Origin of the sequence: Rhizobium aureum (genome assembly GCF_030182495.1) — a bacterium.
Classification (GTDB): domain Bacteria; phylum Pseudomonadota; class Alphaproteobacteria; order Rhizobiales; family Rhizobiaceae; genus Rhizobium; species Rhizobium tropici_C.
Genome location: NZ_JAQJCI010000018.1, coordinates 108,123 through 124,229, shown reverse-complemented (window position 1 = coordinate 124,229; position 16,107 = coordinate 108,123). Strand labels below are relative to the sequence as shown.

Below are 16,107 nucleotides of genomic sequence, written 5' to 3'. Positions count from 1 at the left end.
GCGCACCAGCTGCCGCTCGGAGCGAATGCCGTAGAGGTAGCCGATGAACAGCGCCTTGAACATCAGCGTCGGATCAAGCGGCGGGCGGCCATTGTCGGCGCAGTACAAGCCGGCAACGCGATCGTGGATGAACGAGAAGTCGATCACCGCGTCTATTCGGCGCAGAAGGTGATCCTTCGGCACAAGACTGTCGAGCGTCACCATCTCGAGAGCCGTCTGTTCGGGAGCAGGTTTCTTCAGCATGTCCCATTGAATCAAAAACCTCCGGCTGACGCCAGAGGTTTGTCAGCAGTCTGACGGCCGGATCTCACGATCCGGCCGTTTTCTTTGCGTCCGATCACGCGTGCATGCTCGCGCCCTTCGTGATCTTGTCGACGATTTTCTTGTCGGCGCGCAAGGCGATGCCGACGACCTTGGCATCTTCCGGCGCGAATTCGGAAAAGACGGCGCGGTTGGCCGCGTCATGCCCGGTTGAAAACATTTCTTCTATAAAGATGGAAGACGTGACGCCACGCTCCAGCGAGCGGCGGTGGATCGCGGCGATACTCTCCCTGTCGGCCGAGAGCACGATGATGGGCTGGATCGACAAAGCGTTGTAGACGTTGCCGGTACGATCGCGATAGGCTTCTCCGATGATATCTGGATTTTGTCCGGCTATGCCTGTCGACAGGAAGGCCGTTACATTCAGCTTTTGCCAGGATTGAAGGTCGCTTCGCAAAACGATCGCGATTTTGGTATCGAACATCGATGGTCACTTTCATGCAGTCTGGAAATGGGACATTGCACGAAGATGTAGCCGGACAGATCTTCGAGGGTCTTGAACGTTTGTGCGTGACGCCGGAGAGCAACCGCATCCTGTCTGCGCCTGCCTATCCGGGCATCGAACGCATCCAGGCGCAGTTTCGCGGCGATGCCTTCGAACTGCACCGGCACGATACCTATGCGCTTGGCGTTACCATGCGCGGCGTGCAGACGTTCCGCTATCGCGGCGAACAGCGCTACAGCCTGCCCGGGCGGGTGATCATTCTTCATCCGGACGAACTGCATGATGGCGGGGCAGCGACCGAAGACGGGCTCGTGTACCGGATGCTGTATCTGGAACCATCGGTGCTGTTTCAATGCCTTGAGGCGGCGCGTGTCGGCCTGCCTTTCGTCGATGACCCCGTGGTGGAAGACAATCGTCTCGCCGGCTTGTTGCTGGCGGCGCTCGGCGAGCTCGATCGCGAGCTGGATGAGCTCTTCGTCGACGATTTCGTCTCGCGGCTCACCGACGGACTTGTCCAGCATGCCCGTTTGCCGCAACGGCCCTTGGGCAGCATTGCGTGGGGGCAGGTGAAGACTGCGCGGGACTATCTCGAGGCGCATGTCACGCGGGGTGTGCGCTCGCAGGAACTGGAGCGCATCACCGGTCTCGATCGCTTTGCACTGGCGCGGCATTTCCGCGCCGCCTTCGCAACAAGCCCGCATCGGTTCCTGCTGATGCGGCGGCTGCAGCAGGCAAAGGCGATGATCGGCGCGGGAGAGTCGATCGCGGAGGTGGCCGCGGCAACCGGATTTGCCGATCAGAGCCATCTGACCCGGCATTTCAAGAAGGCATTCGGCATTGCTCCGGGTGCCTGGAACACCATGGTTCATAGAGCCGGTTAGCGGGGCCTGCCGCCTCTCAATGGATGCCGAGGAACTGCTTGAGCTCCGGCGTTTGCGGATTGGCAAAGACCTCGCCGGGCGGTCCGATCTCGTGCACGCGGCCCTGGTGCATGAAGACGACGCGCGAGCAGACGTCGCGGGCGAATTTCATCTCATGCGTCACCATCAGCAGCGTCATGCCTTCGCTTGCCAGTTCGCGCACCACAGCAAGAACTTCCGCGACCAGCTCCGGGTCCAGCGCGGAGGTGATTTCATCGCAGAGAAGTGCGATCGGCTGCATGGCGAGTGCCCTGGCGATGGCGACGCGCTGCTGCTGGCCGCCGGAGAGTTCATCCGGATAGGCGTCGAACTTTTGCCCGAGGCCGACGCGATCGAGCATGCGCCGCGCCATGGCCTCGGCTTCGGCCTTGGCGGTCTTCTTGACGACCATCTGTGAGAGCATGACGTTGCGCCCCGCGCTCAGATGCGGGAAGAGATTGAATTGCTGGAAGATCATGCCGACCTTCAGCCGGAGCGCCTTCAGATGCAAGTCGTCAGGCAGAAGCTGCGCGCCGGCGACGGAGATCGAGCCGTCATTGATCGTTTCCAGGCCGTTGATGCAGCGCAGCAGCGTCGATTTTCCCGAACCGCTCTTGCCGATGATGGCGATGACTTCGCCGGGTTCGACATCGAGGTTGATGCCTTTGAGGACCTCGTTGGCGCCGAAGCTCTTGCGGACTTCAGTGATTTCGATGAGCGACATTGAGCTTTCTCTCCAGGATCTGGCTGCTTTTCGACAGCGGCCAGCACAGGGCAAAATAGATGAGCGCGACGAAGCCGTAGACGGTGAACGGCTGGAAGGTCGCATTGGTGATGACGGTGCCGGCTTTGGACAGCTCGACGAAGCCGATGATGGAGGTCAGGGCCGTGCCCTTGACGACCTGCACCGAGAAGCCGACGGTCGGTGGCACGGCGATGCGCAGCGCCTGGGGCAGGATGACGTAGCGCATCTGCTGCAGGTAACCCATGCCAAGACTTGCCGAAGCCTCCCATTGCCCTTTGGCGACCGCCTCGACGCAGCCGCGCCAGATTTCCGTCAGGAAGGCTGATGACCAGAGGGTGAGCGCGACGCCAGCAGCCAACCAGGCCGGCACGTCGATGCCGAAGAGCCCGAGACCGAAGAAAGCCAGGAAGAGCTGCATCAGCAGCGGCGTGCCCTGGAACAGTTCGATGAAATATTTGACCGCGATGCGGCCGGCCCTGGCCTTGCCGATGCGCAGGAACAGCAGGATCGCGCCAACGATGGCGCCACCGGCAAAGGAGACAAGCGACAGCAATATCGTCCAGCGTGCCGCCAGCAGCAGGCCGCGCAGGATATCCCATGTGGTGAACTGGATCATTGGCGGACCCTGCGTGGAAAGATCATCTTGCCCACGGCCGCGAGTACCTGTCGAAGCAGGATCGCCAGCGTGAGGTAGATCGCCGTGGACACGAAATAGGCTTCGAAGGCGCGGAACGAGCGCGACTGGATGAAGTTTGCCGCGAAGGTCAGATCTTCGGCGGCGATCTGCGAGACGACGGCGGAGCCGAGCATGACGATGACGACTTGCGATGACAGCGCCGGCCAGATGCGCTGCAGGGACGGTACAAGAACGATATGCCGGAAGGTTTCGAACGGGGTCATGGCAAGGCTGGCGCCGGCTTCGAACTGGCCGCGGGGCGTGGCCTGTATGCCGGCGCGGATGATCTCGCAGCTATAGGCGCCGAGATTGATGATCATCGCGAGATTGGCGGCGGTCATCTCGTTCATCTGCACGCCGATACCGGGCAGGCCGAAGAAAATAAAGAAAAGCTGGATCAGAAACGGCGTGTTGCGGATCAGCTCGACATAAGCCGCGACGAAGGGTTTCAGCCAGCGTGGGCCGAGCGCGCGCGCCCAGGCGCAGGCAATTCCGAGGAGAATGCCGAGCACAGCGCCGATAAGGGTCAGCTCCACCGTGACGAGAACGCCCTTGATCAGCGTAGGATAGTATTCGGCAAGCCAGCCGAAATCGAAGTGATATCGCATGGGAGAAAGCCCTCCTTGGACCGATCCCGCTGCCGAATGACGGCAGGATCGGCCCTGCGTTGATCAGAAGCCGGCCGGCAGGTCGGCGCCCAGCCACTTCTGCGACATCTTGTTCAGTGTCCCGTCCGCCTTGGCGGCAGCAACGATGTCGTTGACCTTCTTCTGCAATGCCTGCTCGTTCTTGTTCAGGCCGATGAAGCAGGGGGAGTTGGTGATGAGGAATTTCATCTCGGGCTTCTTCGGCGGGTTCTTGGCGAGAATGGCCGCCGCAACGACATTGCCGGTCGCGACCAGCTGGACCTGGCCGGACAGGAAGGCGGAGATGGTGCCGTTATTGTCTTCGTAGCGCTTGATCGTCGCATCTTGCGGCGCGACCTTGGTCAACGCCAGATCCTCGATCGCGCCGCGGGTGACGCCGATCGTCTTGCCGGAAAGGTCTTCCGGTTTTGCCGCCGCGACATCTCCGGGACCGAAGACGCCGTTGAAGAAGGGCGCATAGGCTTCGGAGAAATCGATGACCTTTTCGCGGTCCGGATTCTTGCCGAGACTTGAGATCACGAGATCGACCTTGTTCGTCTGCAGATAGGGAATGCGGTTGGCGCTGGTGACAGGAACGAGTTCCGTTTTCACGCCGAGTTTTTCGCCGATCAGATTGGCCATATCGATGTCATAGCCCATGGGCGCCATGTCCGTGCCGACGCTGCCGAAGGGCGGGAAGTCCTGCGGGACGGCGACGCGGAGCGTGCCGCGCGAGGTTATGTCGCTCAAGGCATCCGCCCGAGCCATGTGCGGGGTCGAAAGCGAACCCACCGCCAGCATCGCGATACCCAGTGCCATGAGCAATTGTCTGCGCTTCATCGAATGTCCTTCCAATCGTGGCATGTTCAAGCTGGAAGGCAGAAGGCAAGACCTATGCCAGTCGGCGGTATGTTGCTCCCTGGCAGCTGATACCGTGACGGAGCGCTTCATCTCTGGCTGCGGACGGATCAGGCGTGATTAAAAAATAAGCAATTGCTATTGCGATGCTTGTTTGCCGCCGAACCCGTGCGTCACGAATCGTTTACTTTCATGACTGGACAGCCTCGCCCCAAATGCCCCATAGAACCAATAAGAGGTTAACGCCTTTTATGACTGCGACGGGAGATTCGGACTATGGTTTTGGCTGATGCAAAGGCGGGAACACGCAACGAGGCTGGCATATCCGCCGTTCTCGGTATTCTGAAGCAGGCCTTCGGCGAGCGTTTCCAGACCGGCGAAAGTTTTCGCGCCCAGCACGCTCACACCACAACCTATATCCCATCGCAGCTCCCGGATGGTGTGGTTTTTCCCGAGACGAGCGAAGACGTGCAGACCGTCGTCAAGGCATGTGCCGAACACAAGGTTCCGGTCGTCCCGTTCGGTACCGGCTCTTCGCTGGAAGGGCAGGTCAATGCGCCGCAGGGCGGGATTTCCATCGATTTCAGCCGCATGAACCGCATCCTTGAAGTCAATGCCGAAGATTTGGATTGCACGGTCGAGCCCGGCGTGACGCGCGAACAGCTCAATACCTATCTGCGCGACACCGGCCTGTTCTTCCCGATCGACCCCGGCGCCAATGCCTCGATCGGCGGCATGGCATCGACGCGCGCATCGGGTACCAATGCCGTGCGCTACGGCACGATGAAGGACAATGTGCTGTCCTTGACCGTGGTGACCGCCAGCGGTGAGGAAATCCGCACCGCCCGCCGCGCCAGGAAATCATCCGCCGGCTACGATCTGACGCGGCTCTTCGTCGGAGCGGAAGGCACGCTCGGCGTGCTGACGTCGATCACCCTGCGCCTGCAGGGCATTCCCCAGAAGATCGCCGGCGGCGCCTGCGCCTTTCCGGATGTCAAGGCGGCATGCGATGCCGTCATCATGACGATCCAGATGGGCGTACCCGTCGCGCGCATAGAGCTGCTCGATGCCATGCAGATGCGGGCCTGCAACCGTTATTCCGGCCTGACCTATGACGAGAAGCCGACACTCTTCCTTGAATTTCACGGCACGGATGAGACCGTCGCGCTGCAATCGGAGCAGTTTGCCGAGATCGCAGCCGAATGCGGTGGCGGCGAATTCCTTTGGACCAGCAATGCGGAGGAGCGCAACAAGCTCTGGAAGGCCCGCCACGATGCCTATTGGGCCTGCCGGGCGTTGGCACCGGAGCTGGCTGCCTTGTCGACGGATGTCTGCGTGCCGATCTCGCGTTTGGCCGAATGTGTCGCGGAAACCCAGGCCGATATCGATGCGCATGGCCTGCTGGCGCCGATCGTGGGCCATGCCGGCGACGGCAATTTCCACGTGCTCGTGCTGTTCGACGACAAGACCCCGGAAGGGATCGCGGTTGTCGAGGAGTTCGTCGCGCGCCTGAACGCGCGGGCGCTGGCCATGGACGGCACCTGCACGGGCGAGCATGGGATAGGGCAGGGCAAGATGGCATTCCTCGAACAGGAACTCGGCAATGCCGTCGATCTGATGCGCCAGGTCAAGGAGTCGCTTGATCCGCATGCCATCTTCAATCCCGGAAAGATATTCCGCGGGCACTGAAAGACGGAATATTTTCATGATCTTGGCTTGCCACGCATGCGAATGACGCTAGGCTGCAGCCGCTCTTTTCCGGTTTTTGTCATGAAAAGCTGCATGCATGCGCTAGATGGGGTGGCATCCCTCTTAAAAAGGGCTGCTTTCACAGGCAGGGATCGGGTAGAACTGTGCTTGTTCCAGCCTATGTCGCGAATGCGCTCTGACGTCGGGTTTGGCATGGGTTGGGAATGAAGATTGGAGACAGTGCGCATTGTTAGGTAAGGTCCTGGTTTTTCTGGGTGGATTGCTCGTGGTGGTGCTATTCGTGGCGCTGCTCGCTCCGCTCTTCATAGACTGGACCGATTTTCGCAAGAATTTCGAGGATCAGGCGAGCCGCATCATCGGCAAGAAGGTGACCGTTCACGGCACCGTCGATGCCCGCCTTCTGCCGTTTCCGTCGGTAACGCTGCACGATGTCCGCGTCGGCCAGGAGGCCGATGGCACGCCGCTGGTGCAGATCGCCGAATTCTCGATGGACGCCGAGCTTGCCCCTTTCCTTTCCGGTGAAGCGTTGATCTTCGATATGCGCGTATCGAAGCCGAATGTACGGCTGCGCCTGTTGAAGGATGGGACGCTCGACTGGATGCGCGGCAGCCGGCCTGAGATTCCGGCTAAATCGGTGGTGCTCGAAAGCGTCCATGTGGAAGAGGGCGATATCCTCTTCATTGACGAGCAGACGGGCCGTACCCGGCATGTCACCGGCCTGAATGCTCAAATGTCGGCGAAGTCGCTGGCGGGGCCTTGGCGTATGGAAGGCGATGCGGCGCTGGATGGCGAGCATGGCAACTTCACCGTTTCCAGCAGCCAGCCCGATGACAATGGCGTCCTGCGTGTGCGCACGCGACTGATGCCCGACCGCCATCCCCTGAATGTCGATCTCGACGGCGAGCTGAAGCTCGTCAACAGCAAGCCGGACTATATGGGTTCCTTCACGGCTGACGTCAGCGACAAGCAGGCCCAGAATTCCGCCGATCAGAAGGCGCAGCCCCGCTTCAAGGGGCGGTTCGAACTGACGAATGATCGCATTCGCGTTTCGGAATATCGCCTCGAAGTCGGCGCCGACAACGATCCCTATGTGGTCACTGGCGAGGCGACCCTGGATACCGGCTCCAAGCCGGAGTTTCTGTTGACCGCCGATGGTCAGCAGATCGACGTCAATCGGCTCGGCAACAACAAAGGCGTCAACGGCAAGACGAACCGGAATCCGACCGTCTCCGCGCGTCAGCGGCTGAACAGCCTGATCGCGATCGCTGCCGAAGTCCCGGTACCGCAGGTGCCGGGCAAAGCGACCTTCCGGCTGCCGGCGATCGTAGCCGGCGATACGACGATCCGCGACGTGCAGCTCGATCTCGAGCCAGCGGGAACGGGATGGAAGATCGACCATGCGATCGGCACGCTGCCGGGGCGCACGCAGGTCGAGGCGCAGGGCAACCTGATGCTGCAGGGCGAGCCGAATTTCATCGGAAACCTGGTGGTCGCCTCCAACCAGCCTTCCGGGCTGGCCTCCTGGCTGGTGGGCTCGGTGGACCCGTCGATCCGTCAGCTGCGTCAGGCCGGTTTTTCTGCCGATGTCAGCCTGCGGCACGAAGAGCAACGTTTCGAGAATTTGGAGATCGCCGTCGGTTCGGCAACCCTCAAGGGTCGGCTCGACCGCCAGGCTCCGAATGACAAGGACCCGCCGAGACTTGCCGTCGATCTTGCCGGCGATGCACTCGATCTCGACGCATTGCGGGCGCTGACCGGGCTTTTCACCGGCCAAGACAGCGACGAGACCCTGTTCGGTCACCAGATCACTGCGCATCTGCAGGCCGCGAAGTTCACGGCCTTCGGTGTGCCGGCCGATAAAGTCGATACGTCGTTTTCCATCGCTGGCGGCGCGCTGACGCTCGATAAGCTTTCAGTGCGCAATGTCGCCGGCGCTGAAATCACCGCCACCGGCCGCGCCGACGGCGAGCCTTCGCACTATAGGGGCTCGGGTGAAATCACCTTCAAGGCCGCCGATCCCGGTCCATTCTTCGAAATGCTGCGCCAGCATCTGCCCCATCATCCCGTCATGGATCGATTGGTGCGCAATGCTGCCTGGTATGGAAATACAGCCCTTCGCGGAGCGGTTACGCTTGGCGGCGACCAGGACAGCGCTTTGACGGTGACGCTGGCCGGCGTTTCCAATGGCAGCCGCGTCAATTTTGATTATCGTATGTCCGATCTCTCGGCCTTCGCGGGCAAGGGCACGACGACGCTCGAGGGGACGCTGGAAAATTCCATCACCTCCATCCTCTTCGGCCAGGCCGGCCTTGATCCGCTGCCGGTCGAAGCCGATGCCAATGGCCGCTTGACGCTGAAAGTCTCCGCCAACGGCACCGATCCGGCTGATGCGGCATTGACCTTTGCCACGGACAAGACCTCGTTCACCGCGAACGGCAAGGTCGACGTGCGTCCCGACACCTTTCTCAACGGGAATATCGCGCTGTCGCTCGAAAGCGCCGATCTCGATCCCTATTTCGTGATGAACGGCATAGGCATCCCCCAGACCGGCGCGGGCTTGCCGGTGAAATTCCAGGCCAATGCCGCGCTGAGCCCGGACAAGATCGTATTCTCGGACATGAAGGGGGTGCTTGCCGACAATACCGTGTCGGGCGCGCTCACCGTCGACCGCAAGGCGCCGAACATCAGGGCATCGGGCGAATTCTCGCTCGACAAGGCGGATTTCGGCTGGCTGGCCGAGGCGATCTACGGACCGATTGAAGACACGAAGACGGGTGGCCTTGTCAAGGACAAGCTTGGCCTGCCGGCCTTCACCGGGCTCGACATCGGCGTCAAGCTTTCAGCCAAGCAGGTTTGGCCCGGCATATTCGGGCCTGTCTCGAATTTTACCGCCAATGCCTCATACAAGGGCGAGGAATTGCGGCTTAGCGATCTGACCGGCGGATGGAACGGGGGAACGCTGAGCGGCAGCATCATGCTTGCCAATTCCGACGGCACGGGCTTGCTGCAGACCAAGCTCAGTCTTGCCGATGGCGATCTGGCGGCCGTCGCCTGGCAGCGCGATGGTGCACCGCTCGCCAGTGGTCGTTTCGGCTTCGCCGTGAATGCCGAGGCGAGCGGAAGGAGCGTTGCCGAGCTTGCGGCCAATGCCAGCGGCTCGGGAGAACTCAAGCTTGGCGAAACACATGTGCGCGGTCTCAATCTCGGTATCCTGTCGCCCCTGCTTTCGGCGACAGATCAGATCCAGGGCGATATTACTGCCACCAAGGTGCTGCCGATCGTGCAGACGCTGCTCAACAATGGCGAAGCCGTGCTTCCGGCCACGGGCATACCCTTCAATATTTCCGCGGGCGTGGTGCGCGCGACGAATATTGCAACCGGCAATGACGTCGCAAAGCTCTCCGGCAACGCGGAAATGAGCCTGCCGGACGAGCGCATGCGCGGATCCCTCGGCATCGATTTCAATGCCGGGACCGAGGCGCAGAGTGGCGCCGAGCCGGCCTTGCGTCTCGATTTTGCCGGGCCGCTTACGGCACCGGGACGAACGATGGATGTGACCGACGTCACCAGCTTCCTGTCGGTGCGCGCCTTCGAGCGCGAGCGCCGGCGTGTCGAACGCCTGCAGGCCAACGTGCTAGAGAAGCAGCGGCTCCGGCGCGAGGTGGCGCTCTATAAATTTACGGCCGTCGCGCGCGAAGCTCAACGTCAGCGTGATGCCGCCATCGAACAGCAGCGCCGTGCCGAGGAAAATCGCCTGCGCGATCTGGCGCGGCAAGCTGCCGCCCAAAAGCAAGCACAGGAAGAGGCAAGGGCCAAGCAGCAGGCGGAAGAGGAAGCCAAGGCCAGAGCAGCCGCCGAAGCGCGGGCAAGGGCCGAAACGCAGCGCGCGCCGGCACTCAACGGCCAAGCGCCGCAAACGAATGCGCCGTTGAATTTCAATGAATTGCCGGGGGTTGCGCAATAGCATATGCCTTTGCGGGCAAGGCGGGATTGCCCAGCCTTCGAAGCGTCTGCGTCCTTCCGGCGCCTGCCAAAATTCGCCAGAGCAGTTCAGCACTTCGCGGGATCGCCAACTGCCCTATTTGCTCCATGCAATCCCGGACGGGAACAACCGCTATGCACTTTTCCTGAAATTGCTCTACTTGCGATCCTTGAGCCATTTGAGGACATAGAGGCGGAGTGCGGAGGAGAGGTTGCTGCCGGCCTCGCGGCCGTCGTCGATCTCGGAGATCAGTGCCGCCAGCGAGGTGCCGCGCGCATTGGCAATGGCCTTCAGTTCTGTCCAGAAGGCATCTTCCAGGGAAAAGCTTGTGCGATGGCCATGCAGCGTCGCGGAATGTTTACGGATCATCGGCGGATCGATCAAAAATCGGAAATGGCGGGATAATGTCTGAAAGTGATTCAAAATGCGGAAGTAAGCAACTGATTTCTGAAGTTTTTTATCTCGAGACCAAAACTAGTCTTCACTCTCCGTCGTCTCGATTCGGCCCGCTTCGTGCGTCTTTACGTTCTTCTCGTTGAGTGCTTTCGTCAGGCTCTTTTCTGCCTTGGTCCGCCCGAAGGTGACGCGGTTCTGCTCCGCCTGCTTTTCCTTGACCGAACGGGCTTGCTTCTTGCGAAACTGACGCAGATTGACGATTTCGGCGCTCATCGATCCCCCCGTGATATGCGAAGGGGAGGCGAATGCCTCCCCGGTTGGGCCTACTGCTTCTTGCGGAACGCGTCGAGAGAGACGACCGATCCCGGTTTCTTTTCCTCACCTTCCTTGGCCGCAGCCACCGGAACTTCCTCTCCCTCGACCGGCACCGGATAGGCCGTAATCTCGCTGGAGGAGGTATCCTCTTCCTCGTCGGCCAGCGGCACGTCGAACTCCAGCTCGAAATTTACCGAGGGGTCGTAGAAGCCGCGGATGGCGTTGAAAGGGATGACCAGCTTTTCCGGAACGTCGGAGAAGGAAAGGCCGATCTCGAACTGGCTTTCCGTGATCTTCAGATCCCAGAACTGATGTTGGATGACGATGGTCATCTGCTCGGGATACTTCGCTTTCAGGTGCTGCGAGATGCGTACGCCCGGAGCGCCCGTCAGAAAGGTGATGAAGAAATGATGGTCACCGGGCAGGCGACCCGTGGCGCCGACCTCGGTCAACACCTTGCGGATGACTCCACGCAAGGCGTCCTGTGCCAAAATGTCGTAGCGGATATGATCCTGCCCCATGCTTTCCTGTCTTTCGTTGGCCATGTTTTTTATAGGCTTATGCCACGCTGAACGCCGCCGGAAAAGCCCTATGCGCGAGTCACCGCCTGTCGACCTATAATATAGCACTGGAGAAGAAGGTGAAGGCTTCTGTTGCCAGGTGCCTTCGAACCCCGCCTAAGAGTGCGACCCCTTAGGACTTTATTTGAAGTGTCACACCGCGATTAAGCAGCGAGACGAGCTTCCGCATAGTTGTCGTTTGCAACTACAATTTTAGCCCGATAACGGCGGTACAATGCCGAGCGAAAAGTCGATCTTTACACCCTTGTCGATCCTGTTTCGCCCCCATCAAAAGCCGGTCTGACGCCAGTCCTGCCGGCCGGTTTTTGGTGGAGGCGCCGGGTACCGCCCCCGGGTCCAATAGGTTTATTACACCGCTCATTTATCGCCATAGCCGGCCCGAAGACCGGCAAGGCTGATATAGTGTTTTCCGCAGCCGAAGGGAAGGGCAATTGTCATAATTACGTCGCGGAAACATCGGTTTGTCCGCGAGGCTCAGAGATTTGCCTGAATTACGCTTGGCCGCGGTTGGTTTCTCAGCGGCTTGTCATTAAAATCGCGAAAAAGGAATCGGCAGGCGGCCGTTCGACCGCTGTTACGGCCGGAAATTCAAGCGATTTCGGAGCGGAAGATGGCTCGTCACCCGGAGTATCAATATCTCGACCTGATGGAGCACCTGCTCGAGCATGGTGATCGCCGGATCGACCGCACGGGCGTCGGCACCTTGAGCGGCCTCGGTGCGATGATGCGCTTCGACCTTTCGAAGGGGCAGATCCCGATCTTCACGACGAAGCGCGTCTATTGGAAACTGGCCGTCAAGGAGATGCTCTGGTTTCTGACCGGCGACACCAATATCCGCAATCTCCTGAAAGAGAACGTGCGGATCTGGACCGACTGGCCGCTGGCGAAATATCGCAAGGCAACGGGCGAGGATATCGATCAGCTCGCTTTCGAGAAGCGGATTCTCGAGGACGAAGCTTTCGCACTCCAATGGGGCGACCTTGGCCCGGTTTACGGCAAGCAGTGGCGGCAATGGCGTGATGCGGAGGGCCGGATGCATGACCAACTCGCATCGGTCATCCGCGATCTGAAAACCAATCCCGGCAGCCGGCGTATGATTTTTCATGCCTGGAATGTCGGCGAGCTGGCCGATATGGCGCTGCCTCCCTGCCATATGGTTTATCAATTTCACGTATCGAATATCTCGGCCGAAGGGGGCAAGCGCCCGCGCCTCAGCCTGATGGTCTTTCAGCGCTCATGCGATCTGTTCCTCGGCAATCCATTCAATATTTGCCAACAGGCGGTTTTGCTCGCCATGGTCGCGCAGCAGGTCGATATGGATATGGGCGAGCTGGTCTGGTCTGGTGGTGACGTCCACCTCTATCTCAACCATCTGGATGCCATCAGGGAGCAGCTCAGCCGGGAGCCCAAACCGTTTCCAACCTTGCGCCTGCTGCGCCATCCGGACAGCATCGATGATTATCGCATCGAGGATTTCGAGGTTCTCGGATATGAGCCGCACGCGGCGATCGCGGCCGAAGTGGCGGTTTAGGCTGTCGGCTTGGCGTCCGGATCGCTGCGCTGATCGAGGAGCAGTTGCAGGAAGGCAAGATCCAGCCACCGCCCGAACTTCGTGCCGACCTGCGGAAGAAGGCCGACTTGCCGGAAGCCGAGCTTTTCATGCAATCGGATCGAAGCTTCGTTGCCGGCCTCGATGCCTGCGATCATTGCATGCTTGCCGATCACCCGGGCGCGCTCGATCAGCTCGATCATCAGCGCCTTGCCGATGCCGCCGCGATATTGATCGTTGCGGACATAGACGGAGTGTTCGACCGTATGCCGATAGCCGTCGAAGGCGCGCCAGTCGCCGAACGAGGCATAGCCGATGACGTCGCCGTGATCGTCGGTCGCAACGATGACCGGATAGCCGAGCTTGTGCCGATCCTGCAGCCATTGCCTGCGGTTGGCGATATCGACAAGCGTCTCGTTCCAGATCGCCGCCGTGTTGGCGACGGCGTCATTGTAGATTGCGGTGATCCCGGCGAGATCTTCATCTTTCGCGTCGCGAATTTGCATCGGCGGCTCCGTAGACACCATCCATCAAATTGAATGGCCGCTTCGTTTGTTTTCATGCTGTCATACACTGATTTCGGCAACTGTCTACTATGTTGGTACACAACTGCATCGGAGAACAGACTAAGATATCCATAAATCCAAGTTTTCCGACGACATGTGTCGATTGTCACTCTCATGAAAGTCCACTATAGTAAAACGCATGCCTCAACTTGATGATATGGACAGGCGCATAGGCGCGCGGATTCGCATTGAACGAGAAAGCCGCGGCTGGTCGTTGACGGAGCTGGCGGAGCGCTCGGCCGTTTCCCGGGCCATGATCCACAAGATCGAGCGTGGCGAGAGCAGCCCGACGGCGGCGCTGCTCGGCAAGCTCTCCGGCGCCTTCAGCTTGAGCATGTCGACCTTGATGGCGCGCGCCGAGATGCAGCAGGGCCGCTTTCTCCGGAAGGAAGAACAGCCCGTCTGGGTCGATCCGCAGACGGGTTACGAGCGGCGGCACGTCTCGCCGAAATCGGACCTGCCGCTGGATCTCGTGCGCATCGAATTGCCTGCGGGAGCGGAAGTTCCGATGCCGGCATCGGCCTACGCCTTCATGCGGCAGCTCATCTGGGTATTGGAGGGGCGGCTGACGTTTATCGAAGGAGATGCGAGGCACTCGATGTCCGCAGGCGATTGCCTCGAGCTCGGCCCGCCGACGGATTGCGTCTTCAAGAACGAAAGCGGAGAGCCTTGCACCTATGCCGTCCTCGTGCTGCGCAACGCATGACACGTGGCGTTAAACTTGGCGTTACCGCGCGGCATTGCGCTCGTCCGGTCGAGCGATAGGCGATATGCTGCCGCCTTCCTATGCGGAGAAGGAGATCGACCTTGCAGATCGCAGTCATCGGAGCCGGGGCGATGGGGAGTGCCATTGGCCGGCGTTTGGTCGAGAATGGGGCGAGGGTGGTCACCTATCTCGAGGGTCGTTCGGCTTCGACCATCGAGCGGGCGAAAGCAGCCGGCATGGAGCCGGTCGATCTGGCCGCAGCCGCTGCTTCCTCTCTCATTCTTTCTATCGTTCCGCCTGCTGAGGCAGTGGCCGTCGCCTGGCAAATTGCCGGCGAGCTTCGGCGGAGCGGAAGCAAGACCACATTCATGGACTGCAACGCGATCTCGCCGAAGACCATGGCCGAGGTCGCATCGATCTTTGGCAGCGACTGCGGCGCGGTTCTCGACGGCTCTATCATTGGCGGTCCGCCGAAGCCGGGCCAGAAGGGGCCGAAGCTTTATGTCAGCGGCGACGCCGCCAACGACAGCGGCGTGCTTGTTGAGCATGGACTTCAGGTGCGTCGCATCGACGGACCCCTCGGTGCGGCCTCGGCATTGAAGATGTGTTATGCCGGCATCAACAAGGGCGTGACGGGCCTCGGCACGGCCATGTTGCTTGCCGCAATACGTTCCGACGCCGATGCGGCCCTGAAACGCGAGCTTCAGGAAAGCCTGCCGGATCTCGATGCGAAGTTCGTCCACGGCATTCCGGACATGTATCCCAAAGCCTATCGCTGGGTTGCCGAGATGGAGGAGATTTCCGATTTTCTCGGCGAGGACGATCCCGCAGCCCTGATATTCAGGGGCATGGCCGGGCTCTATCGAAAGATGGCTAGAGATCGGGAAGAAGGCGGTCTGCTGGCCGGCCAGCTCGACAAGCTCAATAATGAGGGGTGATGCAATTGGGGCGATGCGGAGCTGCGAGGCGTCTTCCATCTCCCATGGCCGCCATCCTGATGTAAAATCGCTGCGCCGACTCGATTGGTGTCGGTGACAAGGACTGAGGAAGACGCATGACCAAGCCGATCAAGACCATCGTCGTTGCCGTATCGCGCAACGGCATCATCGGGCGCGAAGGCGATATGCCCTGGCGTTTGTCATCCGATCTCAAGCGCTTCAAGGCAGTGACGCTCGGCAAGCCTGTCATCATGGGCCGCAAGACGTTCCAGTCGATCGGCAGGCCCTTGCCCGGCCGGCCGAATGTCGTCATCAGCCGTGACGCCGGCTTTTCAGCTGAGGGAATAACGATGGCGCATTCGCTCGATGAAGCGATCTCTGTTGCATCGCGTCTGGCGAACGAGAGCAATGTCGACGAAATCTGCATCCTCGGCGGCGGCGAAATCTACCGGCAGGCAATCGGTCTGGCAGATCGGCTGCTGATCACCCATGTCGAGGCGGATGTAGAGGGCGACACGTCCTTTCCAGCGATCGATCCCGCCATATGGCAAGCCGAAAGTGAGCTTGCGGTGCCGGCCGGCGAGAAGGACACTTATCCGACACGTTTCGTTCGCTATTTCAGGCGAAAAGCATAAAAGCTGCCCCCGGAAAGCAAATATTTCCAATGAATCCGACGAACTTCCTCAAGTCTCGTTGAAAGCAGGTGCTTCGATACCTATAACGGGAAACAATCGCTGCCACCCGCGGATATCGAGCCAAGAATTCCGCGGGATCGGCGTGATATCGGGAGTCAA

General features: G+C 60.2%; 17 protein-coding genes and 1 other RNA gene. 7 read left to right on the top strand and 11 right to left on the bottom strand.

The features are described 5' to 3' along the window. On the bottom strand, positions 1-243 hold a 243-nt coding region (locus PH552_RS28080), incomplete at its 3' end, for a transposase (RefSeq protein WP_285166446.1). Between the two features lie 94 nt (positions 244-337). Further along, on the bottom strand, positions 338-745 hold the full coding sequence (locus tag PH552_RS28075; protein WP_113249354.1) for a DUF2000 family protein: 408 nt from the start codon (positions 743-745) through the stop codon (positions 338-340). Positions 746-759: 14 nt separating this feature from the next. On the opposite strand from PH552_RS28075, the gene PH552_RS28070 reads away from it, so the two are divergent. Beyond that, on the top strand, positions 760-1,647 hold the full coding sequence (locus PH552_RS28070) for an AraC family transcriptional regulator (RefSeq protein ID WP_483315512.1): 888 nt from the start codon (positions 760-762) through the stop codon (positions 1,645-1,647). A 16-nt stretch (positions 1,648-1,663) separates the two neighbouring features. Here PH552_RS28070 and PH552_RS28065 read toward each other — a convergent pair whose 3' ends face one another. From PH552_RS28065 to PH552_RS28050, 4 genes are all read right to left on the bottom strand, one after another. Further along, on the bottom strand, positions 1,664-2,389 hold the full coding sequence (locus PH552_RS28065) for an amino acid ABC transporter ATP-binding protein (protein WP_113249352.1): 726 nt from the start codon (positions 2,387-2,389) through the stop codon (positions 1,664-1,666). Further along, entirely contained in the window at positions 2,367-3,026 is a 660-nt protein-coding gene (locus PH552_RS28060; protein ID WP_112343888.1) for an amino acid ABC transporter permease, read from the bottom strand. The genes PH552_RS28065 and PH552_RS28060 overlap by 23 nt, the downstream gene beginning before the upstream one ends. Next, positions 3,023-3,694 carry an amino acid ABC transporter permease gene (locus PH552_RS28055; RefSeq protein ID WP_112343889.1) on the bottom strand — a complete coding sequence of 224 codons (672 nt, stop codon included), beginning with the start codon at positions 3,692-3,694 and terminating at the stop codon, positions 3,023-3,025. Before PH552_RS28055 ends, PH552_RS28060 begins: the two co-directional genes overlap by 4 nt. A gap of 63 nt (positions 3,695-3,757) precedes the next feature. After that, positions 3,758-4,531 (bottom strand): transporter substrate-binding domain-containing protein, encoded by a 774-nt coding sequence (locus PH552_RS28050; protein ID WP_245430431.1) that lies wholly within the window; start codon positions 4,529-4,531, stop codon positions 3,758-3,760. 315 nt (positions 4,532-4,846) lie between these two features. Between PH552_RS28050 and PH552_RS28045 the strand changes: the two genes are divergently transcribed. Together PH552_RS28045 and PH552_RS28040 are read left to right on the top strand one after the other, a co-directional pair. Next, positions 4,847-6,259, top strand: coding sequence for an FAD-binding oxidoreductase (locus PH552_RS28045; RefSeq protein ID WP_113249351.1), 1,413 nt, complete (start codon positions 4,847-4,849; stop codon positions 6,257-6,259). Positions 6,260-6,506: 247 nt separating this feature from the next. Continuing rightward, a complete protein-coding gene (locus PH552_RS28040) occupies positions 6,507-10,244 on the top strand; it encodes an AsmA family protein (protein WP_113249350.1) in 3,738 nt (1,245 codons plus the stop codon). Positions 10,245-10,418: 174 nt separating this feature from the next. Here the strand turns inward: PH552_RS28040 and PH552_RS28035 are convergent, their stop codons facing one another. The 4 genes from PH552_RS28035 to ssrA form a co-directional block, all read right to left on the bottom strand. Then, positions 10,419-10,631 carry a ribbon-helix-helix domain-containing protein gene (locus tag PH552_RS28035; protein ID WP_112344058.1) on the bottom strand — a complete coding sequence of 71 codons (213 nt, stop codon included), beginning with the start codon at positions 10,629-10,631 and terminating at the stop codon, positions 10,419-10,421. A gap of 105 nt (positions 10,632-10,736) precedes the next feature. Beyond that, on the bottom strand, positions 10,737-10,931 hold the full coding sequence (locus tag PH552_RS28030) for a DUF4169 family protein (RefSeq protein WP_113249349.1): 195 nt from the start codon (positions 10,929-10,931) through the stop codon (positions 10,737-10,739). Between the two features lie 50 nt (positions 10,932-10,981). Continuing rightward, complete coding sequence (locus PH552_RS28025) at positions 10,982-11,494, bottom strand: SspB family protein (RefSeq protein ID WP_113249348.1); 513 nt, start codon at positions 11,492-11,494, stop codon at positions 10,982-10,984. Positions 11,495-11,612: 118 nt separating this feature from the next. Beyond that, positions 11,613-11,983: a transfer-messenger RNA gene (gene ssrA / locus PH552_RS28020) on the bottom strand. 181 nt (positions 11,984-12,164) lie between these two features. On the opposite strand from ssrA, the gene thyA reads away from it, so the two are divergent. Then, complete coding sequence (gene thyA, locus PH552_RS28015; RefSeq protein ID WP_113249347.1) at positions 12,165-13,085, top strand: thymidylate synthase; 921 nt, start codon at positions 12,165-12,167, stop codon at positions 13,083-13,085. On the opposite strand, the gene PH552_RS28010 is transcribed toward thyA, so the two are convergent. Beyond that, positions 13,082-13,609 (bottom strand): GNAT family N-acetyltransferase, encoded by a 528-nt coding sequence (locus PH552_RS28010; RefSeq protein ID WP_113249346.1) that lies wholly within the window; start codon positions 13,607-13,609, stop codon positions 13,082-13,084. The two genes, thyA and PH552_RS28010, sit on opposite strands and share 4 nt — an antisense overlap. A gap of 199 nt (positions 13,610-13,808) precedes the next feature. Between PH552_RS28010 and PH552_RS28005 the strand changes: the two genes are divergently transcribed. The 3 genes from PH552_RS28005 to PH552_RS27995 all read left to right on the top strand — a co-directional run bounded on the left by PH552_RS28005 (position 13,809) and on the right by PH552_RS27995 (position 15,948). After that, entirely contained in the window at positions 13,809-14,375 is a 567-nt protein-coding gene (locus PH552_RS28005) for a helix-turn-helix domain-containing protein (protein ID WP_113249345.1), read from the top strand. A 101-nt stretch (positions 14,376-14,476) separates the two neighbouring features. Beyond that, positions 14,477-15,313 carry an NAD(P)-dependent oxidoreductase gene (locus PH552_RS28000; protein WP_113249344.1) on the top strand — a complete coding sequence of 279 codons (837 nt, stop codon included), beginning with the start codon at positions 14,477-14,479 and terminating at the stop codon, positions 15,311-15,313. A 116-nt stretch (positions 15,314-15,429) separates the two neighbouring features. After that, entirely contained in the window at positions 15,430-15,948 is a 519-nt protein-coding gene (locus PH552_RS27995) for a dihydrofolate reductase (RefSeq protein ID WP_113249343.1), read from the top strand. The last annotated feature ends 159 nt before the right edge of the window (positions 15,949-16,107 follow it).